General features: G+C 34.9%; 20 protein-coding genes. 6 read left to right on the top strand and 14 right to left on the bottom strand.

What is annotated here, in order from left to right; all coding sequences use genetic code 11:
• Positions 1–2: 2 nt before the first annotated feature.
• From CHB58_RS05480 to kdsB, 5 genes are read right to left on the bottom strand one after another with little or no spacing between them, the layout of a single operon-like run.
• Positions 3–1,187 (bottom strand): cytochrome-c peroxidase, encoded by a 1,185-nt coding sequence (locus CHB58_RS05480; RefSeq protein ID WP_089323103.1) that lies wholly within the window; start codon positions 1,185–1,187, stop codon positions 3–5.
• 12 nt (positions 1,188–1,199) lie between these two features.
• On the bottom strand, positions 1,200–2,039 hold the full coding sequence (murB, locus tag CHB58_RS05485; RefSeq protein ID WP_089323104.1) for a UDP-N-acetylmuramate dehydrogenase: 840 nt from the start codon (positions 2,037–2,039) through the stop codon (positions 1,200–1,202).
• 9 nt (positions 2,040–2,048) lie between these two features.
• Positions 2,049–2,693 carry a MarC family protein gene (locus tag CHB58_RS05490; RefSeq protein ID WP_089323105.1) on the bottom strand — a complete coding sequence of 215 codons (645 nt, stop codon included), beginning with the start codon at positions 2,691–2,693 and terminating at the stop codon, positions 2,049–2,051.
• On the bottom strand, positions 2,680–4,293 hold the full coding sequence (pyrG, locus tag CHB58_RS05495) for a CTP synthase (protein WP_089323106.1): 1,614 nt from the start codon (positions 4,291–4,293) through the stop codon (positions 2,680–2,682). Before pyrG ends, CHB58_RS05490 begins: the two co-directional genes overlap by 14 nt.
• Positions 4,283–5,026 carry a 3-deoxy-manno-octulosonate cytidylyltransferase gene (gene kdsB / locus CHB58_RS05500; RefSeq protein WP_089323107.1) on the bottom strand — a complete coding sequence of 248 codons (744 nt, stop codon included), beginning with the start codon at positions 5,024–5,026 and terminating at the stop codon, positions 4,283–4,285. Before kdsB ends, pyrG begins: the two co-directional genes overlap by 11 nt.
• Positions 5,027–5,147: 121 nt before the next feature.
• Here kdsB and CHB58_RS05505 point away from each other — a divergent pair, with 121 nt between their 5' ends.
• From CHB58_RS05505 to CHB58_RS05525, 5 genes are read left to right on the top strand one after another with little or no spacing between them, the layout of a single operon-like run.
• Positions 5,148–5,936 carry a fumarylacetoacetate hydrolase family protein gene (locus CHB58_RS05505; RefSeq protein WP_180706444.1) on the top strand — a complete coding sequence of 263 codons (789 nt, stop codon included), beginning with the start codon at positions 5,148–5,150 and terminating at the stop codon, positions 5,934–5,936.
• A gap of 16 nt (positions 5,937–5,952) precedes the next feature.
• Positions 5,953–6,879, top strand: a complete 927-nt coding sequence (locus CHB58_RS05510) for a damage-control phosphatase ARMT1 family protein (RefSeq protein ID WP_089323108.1) — start codon at positions 5,953–5,955, stop codon at positions 6,877–6,879.
• Entirely contained in the window at positions 6,866–7,474 is a 609-nt protein-coding gene (locus tag CHB58_RS05515) for an L-threonylcarbamoyladenylate synthase (RefSeq protein WP_089323109.1), read from the top strand. The genes CHB58_RS05510 and CHB58_RS05515 overlap by 14 nt, the downstream gene beginning before the upstream one ends.
• Before the next feature lie 7 nt (positions 7,475–7,481).
• A complete protein-coding gene (locus CHB58_RS05520) occupies positions 7,482–8,930 on the top strand; it encodes a hypothetical protein (protein WP_180706445.1) in 1,449 nt (482 codons plus the stop codon).
• Complete coding sequence (locus CHB58_RS05525; protein ID WP_089323110.1) at positions 8,878–10,506, top strand: NFACT RNA binding domain-containing protein; 1,629 nt, start codon at positions 8,878–8,880, stop codon at positions 10,504–10,506. The genes CHB58_RS05520 and CHB58_RS05525 overlap by 53 nt, the downstream gene beginning before the upstream one ends.
• Here the strand turns inward: CHB58_RS05525 and truB are convergent.
• The 8 genes from truB to aroA all read right to left on the bottom strand — a co-directional run bounded on the left by truB (position 10,477) and on the right by aroA (position 19,384).
• Positions 10,477–11,331, bottom strand: coding sequence for a tRNA pseudouridine(55) synthase TruB (gene truB / locus CHB58_RS05530; protein ID WP_089323111.1), 855 nt, complete (start codon positions 11,329–11,331; stop codon positions 10,477–10,479). The two genes, CHB58_RS05525 and truB, sit on opposite strands and share 30 nt — an antisense overlap.
• On the bottom strand, positions 11,328–13,403 hold the full coding sequence (locus CHB58_RS05535; RefSeq protein ID WP_089323112.1) for a choice-of-anchor D domain-containing protein: 2,076 nt from the start codon (positions 13,401–13,403) through the stop codon (positions 11,328–11,330). Before CHB58_RS05535 ends, truB begins: the two co-directional genes overlap by 4 nt.
• Entirely contained in the window at positions 13,400–15,340 is a 1,941-nt protein-coding gene (gene pilQ / locus CHB58_RS05540) for a type IV pilus secretin PilQ (RefSeq protein WP_089323113.1), read from the bottom strand. The genes CHB58_RS05535 and pilQ overlap by 4 nt, the downstream gene beginning before the upstream one ends.
• Positions 15,337–15,771 carry a hypothetical protein gene (locus CHB58_RS05545; protein ID WP_143341001.1) on the bottom strand — a complete coding sequence of 145 codons (435 nt, stop codon included), beginning with the start codon at positions 15,769–15,771 and terminating at the stop codon, positions 15,337–15,339. Before CHB58_RS05545 ends, pilQ begins: the two co-directional genes overlap by 4 nt.
• Positions 15,772–15,776: 5 nt before the next feature.
• Positions 15,777–16,412, bottom strand: a complete 636-nt coding sequence (locus CHB58_RS05550) for a type IV pilus inner membrane component PilO (RefSeq protein ID WP_089323115.1) — start codon at positions 16,410–16,412, stop codon at positions 15,777–15,779.
• Positions 16,412–16,963 carry a PilN domain-containing protein gene (locus tag CHB58_RS05555; RefSeq protein ID WP_219350083.1) on the bottom strand — a complete coding sequence of 184 codons (552 nt, stop codon included), beginning with the start codon at positions 16,961–16,963 and terminating at the stop codon, positions 16,412–16,414. Before CHB58_RS05555 ends, CHB58_RS05550 begins: the two co-directional genes overlap by 1 nt.
• Positions 16,950–18,008 (bottom strand): pilus assembly protein PilM, encoded by a 1,059-nt coding sequence (pilM, locus tag CHB58_RS05560; RefSeq protein WP_089323117.1) that lies wholly within the window; start codon positions 18,006–18,008, stop codon positions 16,950–16,952. Before pilM ends, CHB58_RS05555 begins: the two co-directional genes overlap by 14 nt.
• Before the next feature lie 89 nt (positions 18,009–18,097).
• Positions 18,098–19,384, bottom strand: coding sequence for a 3-phosphoshikimate 1-carboxyvinyltransferase (gene aroA, locus CHB58_RS05565; RefSeq protein ID WP_089323118.1), 1,287 nt, complete (start codon positions 19,382–19,384; stop codon positions 18,098–18,100).
• Between the two features lie 132 nt (positions 19,385–19,516).
• Between aroA and CHB58_RS05570 the strand changes: the two genes are divergently transcribed.
• The gene (locus tag CHB58_RS05570; protein WP_425478096.1) at positions 19,517–20,884 is read left to right on the top strand and encodes a class II fructose-bisphosphate aldolase; all 1,368 of its coding nucleotides are present in this window, start codon (positions 19,517–19,519) and stop codon (positions 20,882–20,884) included.
• A 23-nt stretch (positions 20,885–20,907) separates the two neighbouring features.
• On the opposite strand, the gene CHB58_RS05575 is transcribed toward CHB58_RS05570, so the two are convergent.
• Positions 20,908–21,639 (bottom strand): pseudouridine synthase, encoded by a 732-nt coding sequence (locus CHB58_RS05575; protein WP_089323120.1) that lies wholly within the window; start codon positions 21,637–21,639, stop codon positions 20,908–20,910.
• Between the last annotated feature and the right edge of the window lie 3 nt (positions 21,640–21,642).

Consider the following 21,642-nt stretch of genomic DNA (forward strand, 5'->3'; position numbering starts at 1 on the left):
CATCAATCATCCTGCTGCGGTAAAACAGGCATAACTCTTGCATCAACAGAAGGAAAAGCAGTAAGGGTTTCAAGAAAAACTTTTATTCTCCATGCTTCAACATCAGACAACTCTTCATTTAACATTCTGTCAGCCATAATCTTAACCGCAAGGTCAAGGCGTAAAACAGAACCGTTATGAAAATAGGGAGCAGTCAAAGCAACATTCTTAAGCGGAGCAGTTCTGAAAAAGCCTTTATCCGTTTCATTTCCAGTAACTTCAAATCTCCCAGGATCATTATCTATCGTAAACTTATGAAACTTCTCATCTGTAAGCATCGCCCCATAATGGCACTTAACACATCCCTTTTCTATAAAAAGATTCATTCCAATTTTCGCTTCATCAGAAAGAGCAAGAGTATCTCCTGAAAGAAACCTATCAAATTTGGAACCGAATGTATTTAATGTCCTTAAATAAGCAGCAATAGCTTTAGAAATATTTTCAAGATTTATAGGGTCTCCTTCATCTGGAAATGCTTTTCTAAAAAGAGAAATATACTCCGGAACGCTTTTAATTTTCCCAACAATTCTATCTTCTACTCCATTCATCTTAACAGGGTCCTGAATATTCATTTTCACCATATCTTCAAGAGATGTTGCTTTTCCAGTCCAGCCAAAAACTTTAAGATAACCTACATTAAACACCGTAGGAGTATTCCTGATATCCTTTCTCCATCCATAACCTATAGCGACTTGATGATTATCATCACCGCCTGAAGCTATATTATGGCAGGTATTGCACGAAATAGTATTGCTTCTTGACAATCTTGACTCAAAATAAAGCATCTTTCCAAGAATCACTTTAGCAGTTGTCTGGGAGTTATCAGATGGAATAGGTGGATACGAAGGAAGAAGAGAAAAATTTAAATTTTGAGTTCCGTTGAGAGAAGCAGGAGAAATATTTTCTGAAACCTCATCAAATAACTCTTTTGCAGCCAAGTCAAAATCAAATCGGGGCATTATCTTTTTATCCGATAGCTCTTTAGCTTTTAAGGCAAGCTCTTCTGGAGTTTTAAACTTATTAAGAAGCTGTTCCTTAGATGGAGCTATAAGACCATGACAGTCAGCACATTTATCTTCCCATATTCCAGCACTTGAAGACACGGTTAAACCAAGAAAAAACAGCAAACATAACATCAGTTTTCTCATATCAATCCTCCTCTAAAAGGTAAAACCAGGAACTTTTACTTCAAGCTCAAGCTCAACACCAAAAATTTTAAACACTTTTTCTCTAATAGTATCAACAATCCTGCAAAAATCGGAAAACGTTCCATTAGCAAAATTTATAATAAAGTTGGCGTGAATTTCTGAAACCTTTAATCCACCAACCGAAAATCCTTTCAAACCGGCTTTATCTATAAGATATCCTGCCGAAACTTTTTCCGGATTTTTAAATGTGGAACCTGCAGTTTTAAGATAAAAAGGAGGATGTTTTTTCAACCGATTTATTACAAACTCTTTCACAATTTCTTTAATTTTTTTCTCTTCCCTGATAAAAAACTCAGCCTCCCAGATTACACCCCTGTCAGGGAAAGGAGATTTTCTGTATCCAAAAGAAAAGAAATCCGTTAAATAGTGAAGATTGCCTTCTAAATCAATGTATCTAACAGCCTTTAAAAACTCTACCGTTTCTCTACCAAAAGCTCCGGCATTTTGAGCAACAGCACCACCTACTGTAACATCCGGCACTCCAGCTAAAAATTCAAAAAGGGAAAATTTCCTTTTAAGCTGCAAATTAATTATCTCTGAAATCTTAACTCCAGCCTCACATAAAAGCGTATCGTTTCCAATTTTGATCCTTTTCAAATTTGAAAAACTTACTAAATTGAACTTTTTCCCATCATCAGGAAGAACGAGATTACTTCCACCACCTATAACATAAGCATTTTCGTTGCTTAAAATCTGCACTACCTCATCAAATGTTTCAGGAAAAAATACGGTAAAATCTCCACCTATTCCGATAGTTGTCAAACATTTGCCTGAAACGATCTCAACCTTCATAAATCCACCTTAAAATCTCAGCCACAAAGCTTTAACTCCAGAAATTATGAACTGTGAAGCTATAGCACCAACTATCAAACCCATAATTCTGGTAATTATTTTTGTTCCGGTAATCCCAAGTCTTTTAATCAAAATACGGGAATTCTTAAGTGTTAAATATGTGATAAAAGAAACAATAGCTATTGCAACAAGAAGTGCTGCAAGAGAAAACAGTGAGTAAACTCGCTCCTTCAATATTATTATGGTAACCATCACTCCGGGCCCAAAAAGAATAGGAATACCAAGGGGAACTATAGCTATATCATCCTTAAGAGCTGCCTCATTTATCTCTTCTTCTGTCTGCTTTGTTCCAGCAGAGATATTTCCGTTTACTGTATGAATTGCAAATATGAGCAAAATAATACCACCCATTACCTTTATAGAATCTATATTTATACCGAAGAAACTAAAAATAGCGTTTCCAAAAAACAGCGTAACAAGGGAAGCTACAAATAAAAGAGTACTACTCCTTAGAGAAATACCGTCAATAACTTTTTTTGGCGTTTCCGGTGGAACAATTGAAACCAGAATAACAGCAGCAGCTATAGGATCAACAATAGCAATTAAAGACACAATATCTTTTAGTAGAAGACTAAAAGTATCAGGTATTTCCATCTCTTCTCCTTACAGCCGCAGCAACAAAATCAACAAACAGCGGATGAGGTTTCCACGGACGGGATTTAAATTCAGGATGAAACTGAACACCTACAAACCACGGATGCTCTTTAACTTCAACTATCTCAACAAGAGAATTATCAGGAGAAACCCCTGCTATAACAAGTCCAGCTTTCTCAAGCTCTTCTCTAAAATTGTTATTAAACTCATACCTGTGACGGTGTCTCTCAGAAATCTCCTTTTCTCCGTAGGCTTTAAAACTGTTTGTTCCTTCCTTTAAAACACATGGATACGCCCCAAGCCGCATAGTTCCGCCTTTTTCTGTAACTCCTTTTTGAGATTCCATAAGGTCTATTACAGGGTAAGGAGTCTCCGGATTAAACTCAGCACTGTGAGCATCTTTTAACCCTGCAACGTTTCTGGCAAATTCTATAACCGCACATTGCATTCCAAGACATATACCAAAGAACGGTATTCCCATTTCTCTGGCATACTTAACAGCCTTTATTTTCCCCTCAACTCCTCTTTCACCAAATCCGCCGGGAACAAGAATACCATCAACATCATTTAAAAAGTTTTCCGGAGAATCTTCATTAAGTAAATCAGCATTTACCCATTTAATATCAACTTTAACATTGTTGCTTGCACCTGCGTGAACAAACGATTCAATAATGCTTTTATAAGCATCAGGAAGCTCCACATACTTTCCAACAATAGCAATTGAAACAGCTCCGTTTTCAGGCTTTTTAACCCTTGAAACAAAATCTTTCCACTCTTTAAGTTCAGGTTCTTGAGCTGGAAGCTGAAGTTTTTCAAGTATAATTTCATCAATTCCTTCCTTTTTCAGATGTAAAGGAACCTCATAAATTGTAGAAAGATCCTTCGCATTTACAACATCCTGTTCCTTCACATTTGTAAAAAGGGCTATTTTCCTTTTAACACTTTGGGGAATAGTCCTTTCTGAACGGCAAACAATTATATCCGGCTGTATTCCTATTGCTCTCAATTCTTTAACAGAATGCTGAGTAGGTTTTGTTTTAAGTTCTCCCGCGGATTTCACATAAGGAACATAAGTTACATGAACATATATTGCGTTTGTCTTTCCAACTTCTATTCCAACCTGCCTTATCGCTTCAAGAAATGGCAAGCCTTCTATATCTCCTACCGTTCCTCCAACCTCAACAATTGCAACATCAACATTGGAAGATGCTATTTTTCTTATTTTCTCTTTTATACTGTCAGTAACATGAGGGATAACCTGAACCGTCGCACCTAAAAACTCTCCCCTTCTCTCCTTTTGAATTATCTCCTGATATATCTGACCAGAAGTAACGTTATTTATTCGTCCCATAACACTGTGGGTAAATCTTTCATAATGCCCAAGATCAAGGTCTGTTTCTGCCCCATCATCTGTTACATAAACCTCTCCATGCTGATACGGATTCATTGTTCCTGCATCAACGTTAAGATAGGGATCAAGCTTTTGAATTGTAACTTTTAATCCCCTGCTTTCAAGAAGCGTTCCTATTGAAGAAGCTGTTATTCCCTTTCCTATAGAAGAAAGAACTCCACCTGTAATAAAAATCAATTTAGCAGCCATTTAACCTCTCCCTTAACAGTTTTTCTGCTTTTTTAAGATCCTCTTCAGTATCAACACCAATTCCAAATTTCTCAACTACAGAAACAGCTATCTTTTCGCCGTGCTCAAGAATTCTCAGCTGTTCAAGTTTTTCAACCCTTTCAAGAAAACCAACATTCCAGGAAACAAACTCAAAAAGGGCATCCTTCCTGAACCCGTAAATCCCTATATGTTTTAAATAATTATCAGCAGATAAAAAACCATCTCTGTCAAAAGGAATTATGCTTCTTGAAAAGTATATTGCGTAACCGTCTCTATCAAGCACCACTTTCACATTGGCAGGATTTTCAACATCTTCAAAACTGGAGAATTTAGCAGCAATTGTTGAAAACCTATCTCCTTCCTTCAATCTCTTAACAACAGGAAACAGATGCTCCTCCTCTACAAAAGGTTCATCTCCCTGTATATTTACTACATATTCAAATTCTTGCCCTATAAGCCTTACAGCTTCAGCAACTCTATCAGTTCCACTTTGATGAAAAGAAGAGGTTATTACTGCCTCTCCACCTGCCTTCTTTACAACAGAAACAACATCATCACTATCTGTTGCCACAACAACATTATCTGTAACCTTTTTTGCCGCCTCAAAAACCCACTCTATCAATGTTTTACCAAGAAGCTTACGCAATGGTTTTCCAGGAAGCCTCTTGGAACCGATCCTTGCAGGAATAACTATAAGGCAATCCGAAAGCACAACCACCTCTTTAAAACATTTTTTCAAAAGGCAATTATACCTTTTATCGGCTCAAATTTATAAAAGCTAAAACAGAAATTTTAATGTATAATAGGTAAAAGTTTTTTCAGGAGGATAGGAATTGAAAATAGGAAGGTTCAAAAAAGAAAACCGAGCATTTTTTGCAATAGTAAAAGGTAGAGAAATAGTTCCTCTTAAAGAAAGAAAAGTATCAGAGCTTATGGAAAGTACCACTCCAGATGAAAGCGAAATTTACAACATAAAAGAGGTAAAATTTCTTCCTCCAACAAGACCTTCAAAGATAGTTGCCGTGGGACTTAATTACAAAGCCCATGCAGAAGAAATGGGTAAGCCTTTGCCAGAAGAACCACTGCTTTTTATGAAACCGTCTACTGCAGTAATCTCAAACAAAATGAAGATTATTCTCCCGGAAATGTCAGAAAGAGTTGACTACGAAGGAGAACTTGCTGTTGTAATAGGCAGAAAATGTAAAAATGTCAGCGAAGAGGAAGCGAAAAATTATATTTTAGGATATACCTGCTTTAATGATGTAACCGCAAGAGATTTACAGAAGAAAGACGGCCAATACACAAGAGCTAAATCGTTTGATACATTTGCTCCCTACGGACCGTGGATAAATACAGAAATAGAGCCAAACAATCTGAATATAACTACAAGGGTAAACGGAGAAATAAAACAGACAGGAAACACTTCCGACATGATATTTTCTCCTTACAGACTTATTTCTTTTATTTCCAAAATAATGACACTTCTACCTGGAGATGTTGTTATAACAGGCACCCCACCGGGAGTTGGACCTTTAAAAGACGGAGATAAAGTTGAAGTAGAAATAGAAAGGATAGGAACATTGATAAACTATACCAGAAAAGAAAACATTAAGGACTCTTAGCCTAGAGGGAAAACCGATGAAAGTTTATCCAGAATGTATCCCGTGTTTTCTGAAGCAGGTTTATAACATTCTTAAATTCATAGATGCAGACAAAGAATTATCCATAAAAATTTTACAGGAAACATGCAAACTGATAGGAGAAAAGCTTGAACCTGATAAATCACCTGGACACAACGCAACCAGCATTCACAAAATGTTTAAAGCAAAAGTTGGTGTTCACGATCCTTTTAAACCACTAAAAGACAAATACACAGAAATTGCATTAAAACTTGAGATGGAAATTGAAGAGCGGTTTTATAATCCAGCATACGACAAACTTGATATGGCTGTAAGGCTTGCAGCCGTTGGTAATGTAATAGACTTTGGTGTTCCCCGAGATGAGAAAAAAGAAAACAGCTCAAGCCACCACTTCTTTGACCTTGAAAACGAGATAGAAACCATACTTTCCCAAAAATTTGCATACTATGACAAAGAAATTTTTGAAAGATTTATAGTTCCAGGAAAATGGATTCTTTACGTTGCAGATAACGCAGGAGAAATCGTTTTTGATAAATTTTTAATTAGATATCTAAAAGAAAAAGGGATGAAAATAAGCTTTGCAGTAAGAGGCGGACCTATTCTAAACGATGCTACTATTGAAGATGCTTTAAAAAGCGGAATTGACGAAATAGTGGATAAACTTATAACCACCGGCGGGGATTTTATAGGAATAGACTTTGAATACGTGTCAGATGAGTTTAAAACCGAGTGGGATAAAGCCCACGTTATAATATCCAAAGGACAGGCAAACATTGAAACTCTTGAAAATATCAACTCTAAAGATATATTCTTTATTTTGAAAGCAAAATGTAACGCAATAGCGAAAGAGCTTAACTGCAATAAAGATGACCTTATTTTCGTTTACAATAAACACCTTTTAGAGATGAAAAATGAAGATACTTGATTTTGAAAAAGATTTTGAAACTATAAAATGCCTTATATGTGGTGGTGAAATAATATGTTCTCCCACAGACACACAATTTGGCCTTATAGGAAACGCTCTTGATATTGATGCTATTAAAAAGGTTTACCAGATAAAAAGAAGGGACTCTGAAAAACCTTTAATCGTTCTTTTTGATTCAATTTCACGAATAAGAAAATACGGAGTAATCATCCCAAACAGATACGAAGGTTTTTTAAATAAAATCTGGCCTGAAAGGTTAACTGTAATCTTACCTTTAGAGGAAAATTCCCCTTTTAAATTGTTGTTTAACAGAAATAATATAGCAGTAAGAATACCAAAACATGAAAAGCTCAGAAAACTTATAAAAGAAACCGTACCGGTATTTGCTCCAAGTGCCAATATACAAAATGAAAAACCGGCAACGACCTGCGAAGAATGTAAAAAACACTTTGAAAACCTTATTTCTTACTGTATAAAAGGGAAATGCAATTCTATCCCATCAACTATTATCTCTCTTACCTCAAACAGTATAAAATTAATAAGAGAAGGAGTTATCCTTTTTTCAACGGTTGAAAAACTCATCAGGGAGATTTAACAAAGTTATGAAAACCTTAATTTTCGGTGGACTTACACCGATTCATGATAAACTATTAGAAGCTGCCGTTAAGCATCTTGGTTACAATGCAAAACATCTTCCACAACCTGACATTGAATCTTTAAAAATAGGTAGGGAATTCTGTAATAAAGGGATGTGCAACCCTGCCTACTTTACCGTAGGGAATCTTCTTAAATTCCTCATAAATGAAAAAGAAAAAGGAGTAGACGTTGAAAAAACATACCTTTTTATAACAATTGGTGCATGCGGCCCCTGCAGATTTGGAATGTATGAAACCGAATATAAAAGTGCACTTAAAGAAGCAGGTTTTGAAAGTCTTGAAATGACACTCTTAAACCAGACAAAATTCTCAGCAGAAGGTGAGTTTAAAATAACAAAAAAGTTGATATACAACCTTATGAAAGCTGTAATAGTTGCTGACCTTTTAAGAGATATTTCTTACCAGATAAGACCCTATGAAATAGAATCGGGAAAAACCGATAAAATACTTACTGAAAGCACTAAAATGATTTACAATGTTCTAAAAAATAACCCTGATATTAAAAGCATAATAAAAGCTTTAAAACAGATAAAAAAGCTGTTTGAAACGGTAAATGTTGATTACTCAAAAGTAAAACCTATTGTAAATGTTATAGGAGAGTTCTGGGTTCAAACTACAGAAGGAGACGGAAACTACAACATACACCGATGGCTTGAAAAAGAAGGAGCGGAAGTAAAAGTTGAACCTATCTCAGGATGGATTGAATACCAGATATTTACAGAAATAGAAAAAACAAAACTTGAGATAAAAGTAAAAGGAAAAACTTTCAAGAGATACAGAAAAATATTTATGCTGAAAGTACTCCTTGACTTTTACAGATGTCTTTATGAAAGTTTCCGTAAAGCCTTAGGCAATAAACCAAGAAGTATGCCAGACCAGAAACTGCTTTGGGAATTAGCAAAACCCTACTATGACCCTTTTGTAACAGGTGGGGAAGGACATCTTGAAGTGGCAAAACATATTTACAACGTTAAATTTAAAAAAGCTCACATGACTCTATCCCTTAAACCTTTCGGATGTATGCCATCAACACAAAGCGACGGTGTGCAAACCAAAGTTCTTTCTGACTATCCAGAATCTATATTTGTATCAGTAGAAACTTCAGGAGATAGCGAAGTAAATGCAAAAAGCAGAATTCAGATGAAACTCTATGAAGCAAAAGAGCAAGCAAATATTGAGTATGAAAGAGTTCTTGAAAAACATTCTTTATCGGCAGAAGAAGTAAAGACAGCGGTAAAAATGGATAATAGCTTACAGAATCCATTTATAAAGCTCTCCAGAAATCATCTCCTTACAGCTGCTAAGTTTGTAGATGGAAATTACAAAAAGATAAGGAGCATAAATGGACGCACTTTACATAGAAAAGGTTTCAGAGGAATTAAATCAGCTATTTAAAAAAAAGAAAATAACCGGATATGCTAAGGAAAACAACAGTTTCTCCGTAGAAACAGGAAATGAACAGATAACATTCGTTTTAAAAAACCCAAACGGTATAATTTTAAAAAAAGAAAAAATTCAGGATAAAACATACCTTAAAAAATTCAGAAACCTGTTTATAAAATCGGTCAGCACCCTGAATAAAGATAGAGTTATCATATTCAACTTGATAAAAATTTCAGTATCTGGAAAAACAGAAGAGTTTAATCTCATAATCGAACTGACAGGAAAGCACAGCAACGTAATCATAACAGACAGTAGCAAAAAAATTCTATACACATTTAAAGAAGTGGAATCTACTGTAAGAAATATAAAAATAGGAGAAGAATACATTTTGCCCCCAAATGAAAAAAAAGAATTTAAAGAAATAAAGTTTGGAGAAGTTACACCTCAGGGAATTGAAAAAAAACTTTACAGGTTTATAAAAGGTTTATCTCCTTTAAACTGTAAAGAGATAGCGTTCTATGTTAAAAACGGACTATCCCTTGAAGAAGCTTACCAGAAATTTATAACAAATCACAAAAATTCAAACATAGCTTTTCTCTACTTTGAAAATAAGAAGCCTAAGTTTTTAACAACTTTTAAATATGAAAGCCTGAAAGATTTCAAATATATAGAATTTAAGGACTCTCCATCTTTTATAAGCGCATGGCAATACTTTACTGAACAATTTCATATAGAAATGCAGATAGATACATTGAAATCAAAGCTTGTAAAGCTGATAGAAAGAAAATTAAAAACAATAGATGAAAAACTATCAAAAATGGAAAATCCCGATAACCTGCTTCAAAAAGCAAAAATTCTTAAAAAGGCAGGAGAACTTCTTAAATATAATCTTCACAAAATAAAACCGGGTGTAAATAAACTAACACTTACAGATTATGAAACAGAAGATGATTTAACTATTACTGTTAACCCTGCAAAAACTCCCCAGCAAAATCTGAACGATATTTTTAAAAAAGCAAAAAAACTTGAAAACAAAGCTGTGTTTGAAAAGACAGAAAGAGAAAAACTTCTATCACAGAGAAAATTTTTAGAAGCTCTAAAGGAGAAAGTTTTTTCCTTAAACTCTATTCAAGAACTCCAGGAAATAGAAAAGCTTTTAACAACACAAAGAGAGAAAAGTAAAGAAAAGGAAAAAAACTTTCCCTATAAAATAACTCTTCCTTCTGGTAAACAGCTTTTGATAGGTAGAAACAGAGTTGAAAATGAAATAATATCTTTAAAACTATCAAATCCATGGGATATATGGTTTCACGCAAAAGAGACACCAGGTTCCCATGTATTGTTAAAGTTAGACAAAGGAGAATCTCCATCTGAAGCAGATATAAAATTTGCAGCATCTGCAGCAGCTTTTTTCAGTAAAGGAAAAAACTCTGGCAAAATAAAAATTGACTACACACCTGCAAAGTATCTCAAAAAACCACCGGGAACACCATCAGGATACGTAATTTACAAAAATGAAAAAACCGTTGTAATAGATTCTTCTGAATTTGAAAAATTTCTAAAAAACAACAACCTTCTCCGGAAATAATATACCTTTTTTAACACTACCAACACCTAAAAACTCTCCGTTTTCATCAACAACTACATATTTCCCATCAGGAAACTGAATATTAAATCTTCTACCATTTTGAAACCATACAGCACAAGTGTCTTTCAAAACAAGTTTGTCAAATGGTAAAACATCCTGTATAGGTTTTAAATAAGTTTTTATGTTTTCCCTGGTTAAATCATTTAAAGGTACAGCTTCCTCCACAGATATATTATCAACAGAAACTCTCCTTAAAGCAGTAACAACAGCATCTGTCCCTGCCGCTATACCGATATCATGTACAAGAGACCTTATATATGTACCTGAAGAGCAACAAACCTTTAGAGCAAATTCTGGAAATGAAAAATCCAAAATATCAATATTGTAAATTTCAACAACTCTTGAAGGAAGAGAAACCTCCTCTCCACTTCTTGCAAGTTCGTAAGCCCTCTTTCCTTTAATTCTAACAGCCGAAAAAGAGGGGGGCGTCTGTTTTATCTTTCCCTTGAATTTCTTTATTATGGAAAGAAGCTCCTTTTCATTTAGATTTTTTGTCGGAACTTCCTTAACATTTCCATCTATATCATAAGTATCACTTGAAAACCCAAATTTCCCTACCACCTCATAACACTTGTCAAGCTTTAAAAGGTACTCACCAAAACGGGTAGCCTTCCCAACAGCAATAATAAGAAGACCGGTAGCGAGAGGATCAAGAGTTCCAGTATGGCCAACTTTCACTTTAGAAGGCAAAAGCCTTCGGATATGCCTCACAGCATCAAAGGAGGTAATACCCGAAGGCTTATCTACAAAAAGAAATCCTGTCATCTATTCTCTTTCTTTCTAAAGTAGATAAATCCTAAAGTCACAAATGGAAGCAATAAATCAAATCCAACAGTCCCTGAAGGTGAAATTGAGCAGGAGCCTCCAGATTCTGGAATATCTTCCGTTGTTACCGTTTCGTTGGTTGTATTATCCGAAGTAGTTGTCATAGTTGTAGTCGTAGCACCTGTAGTACCTGTATTTGTAGCTGAAGTTGTACTATTAGTACTGACAATGGTTTGTGTTACATCAACAACATTAGCTTTTAAATCAACAGGTATAACAGATAACGTTTGATTATTTGTGAAAATCTTCATAGTTTCATTAAATAAACCGGAAACCACGGGAGTAAACTCAATCTTCAATATTAAAGCATCCTCAGAAGAAAGGAGAGCAGGAAAAGCAATTTCTTCCCCAGTGTACAAGTTATACGCTACAATATTCACTCCCTTAGAAGCAAGCTCGTTAGAATTCAAGAAAATTAAGATTGAGGATGTTCCATTATTCTCAACATAAATTATCTCTTCTTTAACTTCACCTACAGTAACATTTCCAAAATCTATTTTTGTAGTGGAAACTGTAATAGAAGATGGTGAAAATGCAACATTCGCATTTAACGTTACAGATACCATCGGAAACTGAGATACACTGGTGTAAATGTTTATAGGAATGCTCACATTTCCTAAATCTTTCGCTGTATAGCTAAACTGAACAGTCAGTTCCTCACCAGGTGCTAATGTAACCCCAGCTACACCCGTCTTTAATGTAACTCCTCTATTGGCAAGTTCGTCACTGTTTACTCCCGTTAATGTTATGTCAGCCGTTCCATTGTTGGTGATTATAAACGCTCCCTCTTTAAGCTCTCCTATCTCCATGTCCCCTAAGTCTATGCTCGTAGTATTAACCTTTAAACTGTAAGTCCTATCGCTAACATTCGCATTTAACGTTACAGATACCATCGGAAACTGAGATACACTGGTGTAAATGTTTATAGGAATGCTCACATTTCCTAAATCTTTCGCTGTATAGCTAAACTGAACAGTCAGTTCCTCACCAGGTGCTAATGTAACCCCAGCTACACCCGTCTTTAATGTAACTCCTCTATTGGCAAGTTCGTCACTGTTTACTCCCGTTAATGTTATGTCAGCCGTTCCATTGTTGGTGATTATAAACGCTCCCTCTTTAAGCTCTCCTATCTCCATGTCCCCTAAGTCTATGCTCGTAGTATTAACCTTTAAACTGTAAGTCCTATCGCTAACATTCGCATTTAGTAGAATAGTTTTTTTACTTAAATCCTGACTATTTATAAAAATCTCAAAAGGAATAACAACTGTTCCAGAGTTCACAGGAGTATATTGAAGAGCAACTGTCAACTTATCACCTGGTAGCAGAGTAATTGGAGCATTAGCATCTACAAAACCTGAAACACTATCCTGATATATAGTGGTAATGGAAACCCCTTTCTCTGCAAGTTCATCAGTATTAAAGCCTGTTATCGTTAAACTTGTTGTTCCGTTATTAACGATGAAAAACGATTCCTGATTTATATCTCCCACAATAAGATTTCCAAAGTCAACAGACGCAGGAACAGAAAGAGACGCACTTCCTGAAACAACCGTGGCAGAGCAGTTTATAGTTGCAAACGTTTCTGTAGAGTTTGTTGTTATAAGCTCAAACGAAGTAGAATAAGTCCCTGTTTCAACATACTGTTCGGGGAATCCCACAACCACTTCAAGTTGCTCTCCCGGTTGAACTAAAATTGGATTATTTACCTGCCCGGTATCAGAGTTAAAATCAACTCTTGCAGCATTCCCTTGAGAATCTATATGGATAATATCCTGTATATAAAAAGGCGATTCTTTAACCTCAAGAATATTTGAAATAGAAAAATTATCACTTCCGGTATTTTTCAGGTAAACTACTTCATAGCTTTTCTCTACAGCAGTGGCAACATTCCCAAAATTAACATCTATACTTGCACCAGAAGAACCTACATTTAACGTATATGCAGCATACACACTGTTTGTCATAAAAAGAAACATAAAAAAGCTTACAATTTTTATTAAAAACTTTCTCATCCCTCGCCTCCACTTCCTTCAGATGAAATAACTTTAGGTGTGATAAATATAAGAAGCTGAGAGTTACTGTTCTTCACAACTTCATTTTTAAACAACCAGCCAAGAAGGGGTATTTTAGAAAGTAACGGAACTCCAGCTTTACTTTTTGACTTTTCCTGCTCATAAATACCACCTATTACAAGGGTATCTCCATTGTTAACCATAATCTGAGTCTTAACATTTCTTGTATCAATGGCCGGTTCAGTATTTCCTGTTATGGCAACATAATCATAATTTGGCTTATCTTTCTTAATTTCAAGGTCAAGCATTATTTTATTATCATTTGTAACATGAGGTTTAACCTTTAGAATAAGAGAAGCCTTTTTAAATTCAGTAGAAATGTTTCCATTTTCATCTATCACTTTATATGGAATCTCCATACCCTGCTCTATAGTAGCTTCTTTATTGTCAAGAGTCACAACTTTTGGTTGAGACACAAGCTTACCATTACCTGTTAGCTCAGATGCTTTAATAGCAAGCTCAGCCCTTAAACTTTGATCCTTCTTCAAAATTCCAACAGCAAGAGTGTAGGGTTGGGACGGCATTGTGGCAGCATTGCCAATAGAACCTGTAGCAACTCCAGGAATCGTAACAGCATCATTAGCCTGAAAACTTCCCGCCTTATAAAGATTTGAACCTGAACCCCAGGCTGCAAGACTCCAGTTTACACCAAGCTGTTTTTCTAAACTTGTATCTACAAGCACTATTTTTGCCTCTATAGAAACCTGTCTGGTCATTTTATCAGTATGCTTTATTATCTCCATAATTTTTTCATAGTGAGATTTAGTAACTTTCAGAATAAGACTGTTTGTCCTTTCATCCACTTCCACAAGTTCTCTTGTATTCAATTTTTTTCCTTTCTTCTCCTCAGCATTAAGGTATTTTTCTATAATTTTTGCCACCTCTTGTGCATAAGCATAGTTAAGGGGAACAATATATGTATGAATCGGTTCTGTAGCCAATTCTTCAAGAATTTTCTGTTTTGAAGCTATACGTATATAGTCTTTTTTCTTTATGTAAGTGAAACCAAGAGGCTCAACCACTGCTTTCAAAGCTTCTTCCCAGCTAACTGGAGTAAGAAATCTTATAAAAACTGTTCCTTTCACTTCAGGGTCAAAAACAACATTTAAACCAACAATATCTGCTATAGCCCTTACAACTGTCCTTACATCCGCATTGGTAAAATCAAGCTTTATTTTCTTGGTTTCTATATTTTCATTAATTATTTTTCCTTGAACCCCATCTGCAACTTTTTTCTGAGATGGTGATAAAAATTTAATCTCATATTTACTTCCTCTATTAAGCACTTGAACAGGAAAATCTTTTTTAAGGAGAACAACAATGTAAGATTTCTTTCCTGTTGAATAGGTTTTTATCTTATCAACAAAACGGGAATTTAACAATTTCTCACTTTCTTTAAGAACTGCAGTATCAGAAGAGAATACAATCTGCCTCCCACTTTTTTTAAACTTGAAGGGAACATTTGTACCGGTATCAATAATAAAACTATCGTGTGTTTCATAAGTTTTAAACATTGCAAACGTAGGTGAAGCAATAACAAAAGTTGTAGCTTTTGGAAAAACAGTATATGAAACATTAATTTTATTAACCGGAACTATCTTCACTTCAGTACCATTTTCTAAAGGAACAATATCTATTATCTTTATCAGATCATCTCTATAACCATAAACTTTTCTCTTATCAGCAATACAACCTTCAAGAAAAAAGTTATAAGAACCTTCGTTTTTTTTCTCTTTAACCTGACAATTACCATCAGTTTTAAGAACCAATCTGAGCTTGCCATTTATGTTTAAAAGGTTAATATCGGTAATCTTCGCAGCAAAAGAAGGAGATGCCAGAACTGTTAAAATGGTTAATGTATTTATCAATTTCCTCATTTTACTTCCCCCGTATTGAAATTAATCTCCATAATATCGGAAACCAGTTTTTTGCCAACTTTTTTATAAATTTTTAAAACTAACTTCGCAGGCTCTATCTTTAAAATTTTTGCGTTAACATCAACAGGATCTCCAGAAGAAAAGATATATACTTTACCTGTTTGAGGGTCCACAGCAACTGCTTTTAAAGAGTTTCCATCTCCTATAACCCCTTCAAAAATTAGCTTCTCTAAGGGTGGTGACTTAAGTCTAAAAACTCTTGGTTTTTCAATTACAGTTACTTTTTCCGGCTTTTTCTTCTGTAATTGTTTCCTTTTCCATTCTGAAATTTCTCTTAGCTTTACAGGATTTAAGAAGGGATCTATATAGGCAAAAGTGTTTAAATTCATTAAAAACATTAAAAAGAAACTTAATACAAAAACTTTTCTCATCACAATTACCTCTTTAACATATATGCATTAATCTGCATATTTACCTGGACTGTATAAGGATACAGATAAACTTCTTTCTTAACAGTTTTATCATCTGTTCTCTCTTCAACCTTTTTCTTCACAGGGTCAAGAGCAACCATGCTTAAATCTCCAATGGTAAGCACCCTTTTCGCTGAAACAATATGCTCACACCACTTAATAAAATTTGGATAACGAGTGCTCATAACTACACTGTATCCGATTTTAGTATAGTATTTTTTAGTCTCTTCTCTGCCTCTTTGGATAAGATCTATACGAATAGTTCCTGTATCTTGAGCAACCGATTTTATAATATTGCTTACATCCTCTTTACCTGTTGGCAATTTCGCTTCCAATTTCGAAATTTCTTCTTCAAGCTTTGATATCTCCTTTTTAAGAATATCCCGCCTTTTCTCAACCAGTTTTAATTTTGCAACTCTTGCCTTTTTCCGATTTACCTGATTGGAAAGTATAGCTATCTTTTGATTGATTGGATCTATAACGTTCATTTTATAAACAAACGCAACTACAAAAAGTAGAATTAAATATCCTATCCATTTTTGCCATTTTGGAATCTCAGCCCATCTTTCTTTTAAGTCATCAATCAATCCTTCAAAAGCCATTATTTCATCTCCACAGTAAAGGAAAAGTGATAATATTTATAGGTTGCTCCCGTCTCTTTTGATTTATACTCCTCATAAGAGGTCTTTTTAAATTTCACCTCTCCTATCTTCTCTTCAACATTTTTAAGGAATTGAGATACAAGCTTCAAATTGTAAGCATTCCCCGCTATATAAATCTTTTTTCCATCCTGTTTTAAATTTTCCAACCACACCCCATACGGAATGTTTTTCCTATCTGCAAAAAAGTATATAAAAGACGGAACCTGTCTCTCTTTATCAAGCTTAGAAATCACATTAAGCTTTTCCTTCAGAGTCTCCCTCACTTTTATCAATTTTTTCTCTTCTGCTTGAATTTTCTTTAATCTTGCAAGTTCTCTATCAAGACGGATTATCTCCTGTTTTAGAAATCTCTCTTTACTTTTCAACTGTCCTGTATACCAGAACAAACCTCCAAAGGTGATAAAAAGAAGCAAAACAGCTAAAATTATGTCAGGTTTAAGCAGCTTTTCTATAAATGTTTCTTCTCTTTCTAAAAAGTTAAATCTTAGCATTTTCATCACCCTTATATCTTAAACTTAAACCACAAGATATTGCGTATTCTTGATTGTTATCTTTACCATCAAAATAAAAAGGTTTCCCTATCTCAATATTTTTATTTGTACAATCTTTCATTAAAGAAATAAGATTTTTCTGTTTTGAACCTCCACCATACACAAAAATTTCCTCTACATTTTGTTCAAACCTGTCCTTAAAATTATCTATTGCCCAGATAGTTTCTGTAGCTATCTTCTTTATTATCTTAGAAATAACTTCTTCAAACGCTTTCTCATAAGAGACAGAATCAAGATTCTCCCCCAATTTCAAGCGTTCCGCTTCTTCGTAGCTTATCAAATATTCCTTTTGAAGTTGTTCCGTTATACTATTACTACCCATCTCTATATTGCGAGTTAAATAGGGAAATCCCCCGAAACTTATAACAATTTTTGTAAAAGTGGCTCCTATGTCAACAAGACAAACAGGATCTATCACTTTATCTGGATAGTTGAGATAGAACTGATTATTAAGAGCAGCAGGTTCAATATCTATAACCTGAACTGCAAGTCCTGCACTATCAGCTAAAGCAACATACTCTTCAAGAATGTCCCTTTTAACAGCAGCAATAGCTATATCAATATTTTCTTTTGTTATAGACACGGGCAAAACTTTATATTTAACAACTACTTTACCTATATCTTCTTCTGAAAGAATACCCTGTATATGCTCTAGTGCAACATCTTCTGGATTCTCTGATGGAGAAGCACTTATTACGGTATAAAAACACAAAGCAAGGGGAATATGCAAAGCTACATTTTTAGAATCTGGAGCTACTGACTCAACAGTTTCTTTAATTAAGGAAGAGAGTGAAACAAAATCTATAATTTCAGTACCAACTATAAAAGATTCGCCATATTCCCTTTTCCCAAAACTTACAATATGATAGGAACCTTTACCTTCTTTCAACCTGCAAACTTTAACTGATGAAGTTCCTATATCAACCCCTGTATAAAGAGACTTTCTTCCGGTAAAAACACCTATAAAGCTATCAAAATTCAGCATACCTTTCCCCATATGCATTTATAAAAATTATTTATTTTCCTAATATATAACCCTATATGCAGAACTATAATAAAACTTTATATATTATGTCAAGCCAATACTTTTTTTAAATTTTCAATAAATTCAGGATATGAAGTGTTTATGCATTCAATATCATCTACTATTACGCCGTTTTCACTTATAAGTCTAGCAATCATAAAAGACATAGCAATTCTATGGTCACCAAAAGAAGAAACCTTACCACCTTTAAGTTTCGTTTTCCCTTTTATAACCATCCCATCTTCCAATTCTTCAACTTCAGCACCTATATTTTTTAGATTTGAAACAACTGTTTTTATCCTATCACTTTCTTTAACCCTCAGTTCTGAAGCATCTTTTATCACAGTCTCTCCTTCAGCCTGGGTAGCAAGAACAGCTATCACAGGAATCTCATCTATAAGCCTTGGGATTATATCCCCTTCAATTGTAACCCCCTTCAAATTTTCAGAGTAAACAACTTTTATATCTCCTATCCATTCCCCAGAAACCTCTCTCTCATTCTCCACCGAAAACTTAACCCCCATACGTTTCATTACATCCAAAATCCCCGTCCTTGTAGGATTTAAAATCACATCCTTTAAAACCAGCTCTGAACCTGGAACAACAGCAGCAGCAACCATAAAAAACGCAGCAGAAGAGATATCTGCAGGAACATCAATCTCCATATCTGCTTCAAGTTCCCTATTTTTCCCAAGAGACACTTTAAGACCGTCTATTTCAACGTCCACACCAAAAGCTTCCAACATTTTCTCTGTATGGTCTCTACTTTTTGAAGGTTCTATAACAGAAACCGGTTCATCGGTAAAAAGTCCTGCAAGCAAAATGGCAGACTTTACCTGAGCGCTTGCTTTAGGACTTTCATAAAATATCCCTGAAAGAGGATATTTACCGACAATTGTAAGGGGCGGATATTTACCATTTTCCCTTCCGTAAATTGTAGCACCCATCCTTCTTAGCGGAATGGCAATCCTGTCCATAGGTCTTTTTCTAAGATACTTATCTCCTGTTAAAACAGAATAGAAATTCTGCCCGGATAAAATACCTGAAATTAATCTTATAGATGTTCCTGAGTTCCCAAGGTCAATAATATCAAAAGGTTCTTTTAAAAACTTTCCCTTCCCTTTTATAGTGATAATTTCTCCATCATCCTCAATATCAACACCAAGCATTCTAAAAGCTTTTAAAGTGTTCATACAATCTTCAGAACGAAGAAAATTCTTAACTTTAATCAAACCTTTATTTAAAGAACCCAGCATAATAGCTCTGTGAGAAATAGACTTATCAGACGGAACTCTTAAAACTCCTTTCAAAGCTCCTGCAGGTTTAATTTCAAACATAAATTCTCTCCTTAAATTTCTGTATTTATACAGATACATTTATAAAATTGGTTCACATAATTATACCAACATGTATTAAAATACCCTAAACAAAAGACTTCTCAAAAGGAGGAAAAGATGAAACCCTTAGCAATGGAAGAGATTAGAAAAGAAATGGAAGGAATAATTAGAGAAACTGAAAATAGCGTTGAAATTTTAGATGAAAAGAAAGTGAGAGAAAAACTTATTGACAAACTTATCTACACAGCTGTTTTTGGAAACGAAAAGGAAAAAGGTTACAGCAGATGGCTTATAAAGACAATAGCTCTTGAACTTGATGCTGTTCCTTCTTCTATTCATGACCTTTATATGGAAGGAATGGGAAAGGAGAAAATAGACAGGTGGTTCACCGTCCCAGCAATGAACATAAGGGGAATGACCTACGATGTAATGAGACAGATATTCAAAATAGCAGTTGAAGAAAAGATGACCGCCTTTATCCTTGAAATAGCAAAATCTGAAATAGGATACACATTCCAGAGACCTGAAGAATACACTGTATGCGCCCTTGCAGCAGCTGTAAAAGAAGGATATAAAGGACCTGTATTTATTCAAGGAGATCACTTCCAGTTTAAAGCAAAGAACTATTTTGAAGATCCTGAAAAAGAGCTGAATGCTATAAAAGAACTGACAAAAGAAGCAATAGAAGCCGGATTTTACAACATAGATATTGATCCTTCCACTCTTGTAGATTACTCAAAACCAACCCTTGAAAAACAGCAATACCACAACTACATAAACACTGCAAAAATGACAGCTTTTATAAGAGAAATAGAGCCTGAAGGAATTACAGTATCTGTAGGAGGCGAAATAGGTCATATAGGAGGAAAAAATTCAACTCCAGAAGAGTTTGAAGCGTTTATGGAAGGTTACCTTAAAACACTAAAAGAGTATGGTGAAGAGATTCCTTACATAAGTAAGATAAGCGTTCAAACAGGAACAGAACATGGAGGAGTGCCTCTTCCTGATGGCAGAGTTGCAGAAGTTAAGCTTGATTTTTCCGTTCTTAAAGCAATAGGAGAAGTTGCAAGAAAAAAATACAGTATGTCAGGAGCAGTTCAGCATGGAGCATCAACACTTCCCGATGAACTTTTCCATAAGTTTCCAGAAGTAAAAACCTCCGAAATTCATCTTGCAACAGGTTTCCAGAACATAATTTATGACCATCTTCCTGAAGAGTTTAAACAAGAGATATACACATACCTGAAGGAAAATTTCAGAAATGAATGGAAAGAGGGATGGACTGAAAAACAGTTTATTTACAAAACAAGAAAGAAAGGTTTTGGACCATTTAAAGAGAAATTCTGGAATCTACCTTCAGATGTTAAAGAAAATATACTCAAGGCTCTGGAAGAAAAGTTTAGATTTTTATTTGAACAGTTGAATGTTTACAACTCAAAGCAGTATACAGATGAATACATAAAGCCAGTAAAAGTATATCCTTCAAAACCAAACCTATAAAAAAGGGGGAATATCCCCCCTTTTTACTTCAATCCAGCCGCTTTCTTTAAAGCATCAACCTCTTCTTTTGTAAGCTCCCTAAAATAACCCTTCGGTAAATTGCCAAGCTTTAGAGGACCTATTGAAACCCTTTTAAGTTTAAGAACAGGATGCTTAAACCTATCAAAAAATCTTCTCACAATCCTGTTTCTGCCAACATCAATGGTTATCTCAAGATACGTGTTTTTTCCAGTTCTACTGGGCTTAAGATACTTTATGGAAATAGGCTTTATAAACCCATCCTCAAGTTTCGCACCTTTTCTCATCCTCTCTATTTCAGCGGGTGTCACTTTACCCTTTACTTTGGCTATGTAAGTTTTCGGAACATGATACTTCGGGTGCATAAGTCTGTCTGCAAGCTCCCCATCGTTTGTCATTAAAAGCAAACCTTCTGTGTTGTAATCAAGTCTTCCAACTGGAAAAACCCTTACAGGATACTTTTTAAAGTAATCTCTAACAGCTACTCTCCTGTCTCCGGGAACTTTTTCCATCGTAGTCAAAACACCCTGAGGTTTATTAAAGATAAGGTAAACAAATTTTTTAGGTAATCTGACCCTTTCTCCATCAACCTTTACAACATCTTTTTTAGGGTCTATATCAATACCTAAGGATTTTATTTCCTCATCATTAACTGTAACTCTTCCCTGTCTTATAAGCTCTTCCACCTTTCTTCTCGCACCAAATCCTGCATAAGAAAGAAATCTATTTAACCGCATAAC

Origin of the sequence: Desulfurobacterium atlanticum (assembly GCF_900188395.1) — a bacterium.
In the GTDB taxonomy this organism is placed as follows: Bacteria; Aquificota; Aquificia; order Desulfurobacteriales; family Desulfurobacteriaceae; genus Desulfurobacterium_A; species Desulfurobacterium_A atlanticum.